The sequence below is a fragment of the Methanobrevibacter sp. 87.7 genome (genome assembly GCF_002208625.1).
GTDB lineage: Archaea > Methanobacteriota > Methanobacteria > Methanobacteriales > Methanobacteriaceae > Methanarmilla.
In genome coordinates this window covers 1-7,019 of sequence record NZ_MRCT01000101.1, presented here as the reverse complement: position 1 = coordinate 7,019, position 7,019 = coordinate 1, and the positions used below count along the sequence as shown (strand labels likewise).

Here is a 7,019-nt window from a genome sequence, read left to right as displayed (position 1 = left end):
TTGAAACAAATTTAATTAAAATATTTTATTTGATAATTTAATAATTTTAATAATTTTAGAATTAATTATTATTTAATTACTTTTTAATTATTCTATAATTAAATTATTTTAAACAGATTTTAAATTCTTATAATTATTTTTAGATTGTTATTAGTGGTGATTATATGGATATGAAAGAAAATCTTGATGCTGCACTAAGTGGTGAAAAAGTAGATATAAAACCAGTTATTAGTGTAACTCAAATAGGACTTACTGAAGCAATGGAAAAAGTTGGAGCTTCATGGCCTGAAGCACATAAAGACCCTGAATTAATGGTAAAACTAGCAAGTGCACCGTATAAATTTGCAGGATTAGAATGTATTAGAATTCCTTTTGGTTTAACTGTTGAAGCTGAATCTATGGGGGCTACTATTGATTTAGGTAATCCTGAAAAAACACCTGAAGTTAAATCATCTCCTTTTGAAACTGCAGATGATATTGAAGAACCTGATGATTTTTTAGATATTGGTCGTATTCCTTCTGTTTTAAAAGCTATTGATATTGCAAAAGAAGAATTTCCTGAAGTTCCAATAGTTGTAGGTACTACTGGACCATTTACTTTAACTGGACATTTATTAGGTATTGAAAATTTAGTAAGATTAATAAAAACAGAACCTTCTGATGTTGAAGATGCTATTGATAATTGTTTAGATGCATGTATGGATTATGCTGAAGCTATTATGGATCATGAACCTGATGTAATTTGTATTGCAGAACCTACTGCTTCTCCAGAACTTATTGATCCTTTACAATTTAAATCTATGATTAAACCAGCATTAGAAGATTATGCAAATTTCATTGAAGATCCTAAATCTGTTTTACATATTTGTGGTAATAGTCAAGAAATTGTTCCAGATATGGCAACTATTGGTTTTGATGGAATAAGTATTGAAGAAGCAGTTAATATTCCACAAGCAAGAAAAGATATTGGAAATGTTGGTAAAAATAATAATGGTTCTTGTGCTATGGAAGGTAATGGTAGTTCTGTTATTGTTGGAAATATTTCTACCTCTGAAACATTATTTACTGGTTCTGTAGATGATGTTAAAAATGATGTTAAAAAAGCATTAGATGATGGTGTTGATGTTCTTGCACCAAGTTGTGGTTTAGCACCAGGTTCTCCTATTGCAAATGTTAAAGCAATGGTTGATGCAAGAAATGAATATATAATTAAACTTTAAAATTAGCTATTTTAGCTATTTTTTTAGTTTTTTTTTTAATTTAGTAACATTTTTTAGTTTTTTTATCTATTTAAAATCAGTATAATAGAAATATTTAATTATTTTTTATTATTTTCTATTTTAATTTTATATTTTTTTAGCTATTTTTAAAATTAGTATTTATATTATTTTAATGCTTAAAAAAAGTATTAATTAGTTTTATTTAATAAAAGTAAAAATATATTAAAATTTAGTTTTATATTATTAGATATTTAATAAAAAATAAAAATATATTTATAATTATTTTTAAAATTATGTATTTATTAATTTAAATCTTAATATTTATTTATTAAAATATTTAATCAGTTTTTTCTAAAGATATTGAAACAAGTATACTTGCAATACTTCTATCTTTTGGATCATATCCATAATTTTTTTTAAGATATTCATCACTATGTGTTGATGGAGATGATGAGACAACTTTTTTAATACCTTCAATATTCTCAAGTTCTGGAAATGCTACTGGTGGTAATACAAAAGATTTTTCACTAAGATATCTATTATTATATTGGTTTTTATCTTTGAATATTACAAAATCTTCACTTAATAAAAAAGCATTATCATCATTTTTATATTCGTCTCTTTCTTCATCAGTAAAAATTTCATGACCTATAATCTCACCATTATGTCCTACTAAAATTAATGTCGGTGATGGTGGACGTCTAAAATATCCTTTTTTAAAAATAACAAAGGTAACATCTTGTCTAAAACATTCTTTCATTCCTTCATTAATTATAGGTACAATGTTTATGTCAATTTTTGATTCAATATCAATTAAATCTAAAATCTCTTTATTTGAAAGTTTTTCAACCTTTAATGTTCCTTTCATATTACTGATAATTTTCTCAGCTTTTTCTATTATTTTTTTCTCATTACTATTCATTATATATTAATAATAACTTGATTTTTATATAATTTTTTATAGTTATCTTTAATGTATGGTTTTTTATAATTTTTTTAGTTTTTTTTAATATTATAATCTTATTTTTTAATTTTTCTAAATTTGTTTTAAGTAAAACTTTTTATATTTTTTTAAATTTATTTTTTAAATTTAAAATTAGTTTTTCATATTTTTTATAATAATATAGTTAAGTTAAAATAAGGATTTAAACATATATTAACATAATATAATATTCACCTTATTTTTAGGTGATTTATAAATATGGTGATTTAATGAAAAATGGGGCCAAATTAGCTTTAGAAGATGGAACTATTGTAAAAGGTGAATCATTTGGTTATGAAACAACTAATGTTGGTGAAGTAGTATTTACTACTGGTATGGTTGGTTATACTGAATCATTGACTGATCCTTCTTTCAATGGACAAATTTTAATGTCTACTTACCCTTTAGAAGGTAATTATGGGGTATCTGAAGATCATTATCAATCAGATAAAATTCAAGTTGAAGGATATGTTGTAAGAGAAGTTTGTAAGAAACCTTCAAGGTATACTTCTCAAAAAACTTTAAATGATTTTTTAGAAGAATTTGAAATTCCAGGTATTAGTGGAATCGATACTAGATATTTAACTTTAAAAATTAGAAATTCTGGATCTATGAAAGGTGCAATTACCACTGAAGATATTAGTGATGAAGAACTTTTAGATTTAGCTAAAAGTCAAAAAAGTATTACTGATTTAGATCTTGTACCTGAAGTATCTACTAAAGAAGTAAAAATATATGGTGAAGATTGTAAGGATAAAATAGCACTTATTGATTGTGGTGTTAAAAGAAGCATCATTAATAGTTTTCTTAAAATTGGTGTTGGAGTTGTTCGTGTACCCTATAATCTAAATTATAAAGATATTTTAGATTATGATGTTAATGGTTTAATGGTTTCATGTGGACCAGGTAATCCTGATAAATTAGAAGATACTGTTAGTAATATTCAAAAGTTATCTAATAGACTTCCTGTTTTTGGTATTTGTATGGGTCAACAATTAATTGCTAAATCTTTTGGTGCTAAAATTTTTAAAATGAAATTTGGTCATAGAGGAGTTAATCAACCAGTAAAAGATCTTAATACTGGTAAAGTTTATATTACAAGTCAAAATCATGGATTTTCTGTTGATGCAGATTCTTTAAAATCTAGTGATTTAGAACTTACTCAAATAAATTTAAATGATGGAACTCCAGAAGGATTTGCTCATAAAGAGTTACCTCTTAAATGTATTCAATATCACCCAGAAGCAGAACCTGGCCCAAATGATACTAAATCATTATTTGAAGAATTTAAAGAAACTATTGAAAATTATTAATTTTTAAATTAATTTTGTAATTTGTTAGTAGATTTATTATGATTTAAATTTTTAGAATTTTAAATCGGATTTTGGAATTTAAATTTAATCTTAGATTTAATTTTTTTATAAAATTTTAGATTTAATTCTAGGTTTAAATTTTTATTTATAAAATTAAATTCTATATTTTTTTATAGAATATTAATATCGTTATTGCTTATTTGATTTTAGAGGAGAAGAAGGATAAAATGCCTATAAACAAGGATATTAAAAAAGTACTTATAATTGGTTCTGGTCCTATCCAAATTGGTCAAGCTGCAGAATTTGATTATTCAGGTTCTCAAGCATGTAAATCTTTAAGAGAAGAGGGTATTGAAACTGTTTTAGTTAACAGTAATCCAGCGACTATTCAAACTGATATGGATATGGCAGATACAGTTTATACAGAACCGTTAACACCGGAAATTGTTGCAAAAATTATTAAAAAAGAAAATGTAGATGCAATACTTCCAACAATGGGAGGACAAACTGGTCTTAATATTGCAACTGGTCTTGGTGAACTTGGAATGTTAGATGATATTAAAGTTTTAGGTTCAAATCTTGAGACAATTAAAAATGTTGAAGACCGTGATTTATTTGCATTGTTTATGGAGAAACTTGATGAACCTATTCCAAAATGTCATGCAGTAAACTCTATTGAGGAATCATTAGAAGCTATTAAAGATATTGGTTATCCTGCAATTGTAAGACCTGCATTTACTTTAGGTGGTACTGGTGGTGGAGTTGCTCATAATGAGGAGGAACTTATTCATATTACAAGACATGGATTAGATATGAGTTTTATTAATCAAGTTTTAATTGATGAATCTGTACTTGGTTGGAAAGAGTTTGAATATGAAGTAATGAGAGATTCTAATGACACTTGTATTATTGTATGTAATATGGAAAATATAGATCCTATGGGTATACATACTGGTGAAAGTGTTGTTGTTGCTCCAGCTCAAAATCTTGAAAATGATTATTCTCAAAGATTAAGAGATGCATCTATTAAGATTATACGTGCATTAGGTATTGAAGGTGGATGTAATATTCAGTTTGCTGTTAAACCAGAAACTGGAGAATATAAAGTTATTGAAGTTAATCCTAGAGTAAGTAGAAGTAGTGCTCTTGCATCTAAAGCTACTGGTTACCCTATCGCTAAAATTTCCTCTAAAATCGCATTAGGTTTAACTTTAGATGAAATAGAAAATGATATTACTAAAGAAACTCCTGCATCATTTGAACCTACTTTAGATTATGTTGTTGTTAAAATACCTAGATGGCCATTTGATAAATTTAAAGGAATTAATAGGGAAATTGGAGTTCAAATGAAAGCTACTGGGGAAGTTATGGCTATTGGGAGGACTATTGAAGAAGCTCTTCAAAAAGCTTTAAGATCTCTTGATTTAGGTTATGATGGTTTTGAATATATTGATTATACTAAATATGATCTTGAACATCCAACTGATTTAAGACTTTTACAATTATATTCTGCTATTAAAGATGGAGAAGATGTTGAAGAAATCTCTGAAATCACTGATATTGACAGTTTCTTTTTATATAAAATTAAAAATATTGTTGATTTTGAAGATGAAGTTACTTATGAAAAACTACAAAATCCTGAATACTTTAGGAAAGCTAAACAATTAGATTTTACAAACACAAAACTTGCAAAATTAACTAATAAGACTGTTGATGAAATCTGTGAAATTCAAGAAAAATATAATATTATTCCTAGTTATAAAATGGTAGATACTTGTGGTGGAGAATTTGAAGCAAGAACTCCATATTATTATTCATCATATGATAAAGGTGATGAATTAGCATTAAGTGAAGATAAAGATAGGAAAATTATTATTCTTGGTGCAGGTCCTATTAGGATTGGTCAAGGTATAGAATTTGATTATTGTTGTGTACATTCTTCTCTTGCACTTAAAGAAGAAGGAATTGAAACAATTTTAATTAATAATAACCCTGAAACTGTAAGTACTGATTATGATATTTCTGATAAATTATTCTTTGAACCTTTAACATTTGAAGATGTAATGAGTATTGTTGAAAGAGAAAAACCAGATGGAGTAATTGTACAATTTGGTGGTCAAACATCTATTAATTTAGCAGTTCCTCTTGCTAATGCAGGTGTAAAAATTTTAGGTACACCATATGATAGTATTGATATTGCTGAAGATAGGGAAAGATTCACTAAATTATTAAATAAACTTAATATTCATCAAGCACCATTTGGTCTTGCTCATTCATATGATAAAGCTAAAGAAGTTGCTGAAAAAATTGGTTTCCCGGTACTTGTAAGACCATCATATGTTATCGGTGGACGTGCAATGGAAATTGTTTATGATAATAGTGAACTTGAAGAATATATGAAAGAAGCTGTAAAAGTATCACCAGAACACCCTATTTTAGTAGATAAATTCCTTGAAGATGCTATTGAACTTGATGTAGATGTATTATGTGATGGTGAAGATGTATTTATTGCAGGTATTATGGAACATATTGAAGAAGCAGGTGTTCACTCTGGAGATTCTGCATGTGTAATTCCACCTCATACTGTACCTAAACATTTAATTGATGAAATTAGAGAGGATACTAAAAAACTTGCTCTTGAACTTGATGTTGTTGGTTTAATGAATATTCAGTATGCTGTAAAAACTGATACTGAAATGGTATATATTATTGAAGCAAATCCACGTGCAAGTAGAACAGTACCATTTGTAAGTAAAGCTATAGGTATACCTATTGCAAAAATTGCAACTTTATTAATGACAGGATATAAACTTAAAGACTTTGGTCTTACAAAAGAAGTATCTATTGATCATGTTGCAGTAAAAGAATCTGTATTCCCATTCTTAAAATTACCAAAATCAGATACTATTCTTGGACCTGAAATGAAATCTACTGGAGAAACTATTGGTATTGATGATACTTTTGGTGTTGCATTTTATAAATCACAACTTGCTGCAGGTATGAATTTACCTAAAAAAGGTAAGATCTTTATAAGTGTTCGTGATAAAGATAAAAAGAAAATCCAAACTATTGCTGAAAAAGCATATAATTTAGGTTTTGAAATTTGTGCAACTAGAGGTACTGCAAATGCTGTTGAAGGTGTTCCAATAGAAATTGTTAAAAAAGTTTCACAAGGTTCACCAAATATACGTGATGCAATATTAAATGATGAAATTGATTTAATAATTAATACTTCATATGGTAAACAAGCTGCACGGGATGGTTATATCATTAGACGTTTAGCTATTGAACTTGGTATTCCATATGTAACTACTCTTGCTGGTGCAAGAGCAGCACTTGCAGCAATAGAAGCAGTTTCAAATACTGAGATTAATGTAAAATCATTAAATGAACACTCTGGTGGAAACTTTGATTTAAATCTTAAAAAATAGTTTTTACTTTTTATTTTTTTTTATCAATTTTTTATTTTATTTACTTATTTTTTTAATTTTAAAATAGTATTTT

General features: G+C 26.8%; 4 protein-coding genes. 3 read left to right on the top strand and 1 reads right to left on the bottom strand.

Annotated elements, in window-relative coordinates:
- Nucleotides 1-164 precede the first annotated feature (164 nt).
- Nucleotides 165-1,220 (top strand): methylcobamide:CoM methyltransferase MtaA, encoded by a 1,056-nt coding sequence (gene mtaA / locus BGI41_RS05785; protein ID WP_088539426.1) that lies wholly within the window; start codon nt 165-167, stop codon nt 1,218-1,220.
- Between the two features lie 337 nt (nt 1,221-1,557).
- On the opposite strand, the gene BGI41_RS05780 is transcribed toward mtaA, so the two are convergent.
- Entirely contained in the window at nt 1,558-2,142 is a 585-nt protein-coding gene (locus BGI41_RS05780; protein ID WP_088539424.1) for a hypothetical protein, read from the bottom strand.
- 290 nt (nt 2,143-2,432) lie between these two features.
- Here BGI41_RS05780 and carA point away from each other — a divergent pair, with 290 nt between their 5' ends.
- Nucleotides 2,433-3,515, top strand: a complete 1,083-nt coding sequence (carA, locus tag BGI41_RS05775; protein ID WP_088539422.1) for a glutamine-hydrolyzing carbamoyl-phosphate synthase small subunit — start codon at nt 2,433-2,435, stop codon at nt 3,513-3,515.
- 227 nt (nt 3,516-3,742) lie between these two features.
- Nucleotides 3,743-6,946 (top strand): carbamoyl-phosphate synthase large subunit, encoded by a 3,204-nt coding sequence (gene carB, locus BGI41_RS05770; protein ID WP_088539420.1) that lies wholly within the window; start codon nt 3,743-3,745, stop codon nt 6,944-6,946.
- Nucleotides 6,947-7,019 lie beyond the last annotated feature (73 nt).